At 53.0% G+C, this 1,143-nt stretch carries 2 protein-coding genes; one reads left to right on the top strand and one right to left on the bottom strand.

The annotated features are described in order from the left end of the window. On the top strand, positions 1 to 534 hold a 534-nt coding region (locus AC2FLO_RS18155; RefSeq protein WP_496811737.1), incomplete at its 5' end, for a MaoC family dehydratase. A 116-nt stretch (positions 535 to 650) separates the two neighbouring features. On the opposite strand, the gene AC2FLO_RS18150 is transcribed toward AC2FLO_RS18155, so the two are convergent. Further along, on the bottom strand, positions 651 to 1,010 hold the full coding sequence (locus tag AC2FLO_RS18150) for a group I truncated hemoglobin (protein WP_496751698.1): 360 nt from the start codon (positions 1,008 to 1,010) through the stop codon (positions 651 to 653). Positions 1,011 to 1,143: the final 133 nt, after the last annotated feature.

The raw sequence follows: 1,143 nt of genomic DNA, 5'->3' as shown, positions 1-1,143 counted from the left end.
TGCGGACTGAGTAGACATTTGCCCCGCGTATTGACGGGCAACTCTCCTTTTAGCTATCCTCCCGGCATGATTGGCGGCAAATTCTTCGACGATCTGTCGGTTGGAGATAATTTCGAGAGCGGCGGGATAACCCTCACCGAGGGTGCGATTATAGACTTTGCACTTACACACGACCCTCAGCCCTTCCACATAAACAAGGTTGCAGCGAAAGAGTCGATTTTCGGCGGCCTCATTGCCAGTGGCTTTCAAACCATAGCGCTCACTTTTCGGCTGTTTCGTGACACTGGTGTACTGGCCGGCACCAACTTAGGCGGGCATGGCATGGACGAAGTGCGGTGGCTCGCTCCTGTCTTCCCGGGCGACACTCTTTCTGCGCGTGTTACGGTTGAGGCCCTCACACCATCACGCTCAAAACCCGATCGCGGAACCGTGCGGTTTCGCTACCGGACTTACAACCAGAACAACCTTGAGGTGCTGAGCCTGACCATGGACCATGTGATGGCGCGCCGAAAGCAGGACGGTTCGCACTGGTGACCGGGTGAACGGCTGCTCTGGGCCGACAACAATCATTCGCTGCGTGCCGGCGCCATGAAACCATCTGAACGTCAGCTTCGCGGTTCTCTGACGGCCTTCGTGCAGTACGAAAGTTCTTAAATTCCTACGACTTGGTCTTTGAGGCTGTACAGTATGTAAAGGACTTCCTCTTGTTCGCGCTGACCAATGCCGTTCTCTTGCAGAGCGTTCATGGCATCGTCAAGAACTGCGACGAACTCATCTCCGCTGATGTTCATAAACTGATGCGCCGCAATCATGTCTTTGCCCGAATAAATCTCAGGACCACCTGACCCAGCTATGAAGAAGTCACCGGCCATTTGCTTGAGGTTATTCATATCGCTCCCCGCAAACCGCGAAGAAACAACCGGGTTTTTCGAATGATTGTCGACGAGCACGTCAACGATCTGTCGAATACCGTCGGTACCTCCTAGACGTTCGTACAACGTGCGAGTCATGACAAACCTCCTTGATCACAGCGTGTTTAATGCGGTCCTCATGCCGAGGAATCTAACATACAAGTTGGTCCAGCACTAAATTTCTTTATTTTATGCAGCACCACAGCGGAAGAAGACGACTGCATTGGGCTCT

This window comes from Ruegeria sp. TASC047, assembly GCF_059612445.1.
The sequence above is the reverse complement of the archived record's forward strand: the minus strand, read 5'-3'. Positions and strand labels throughout refer to the sequence as shown.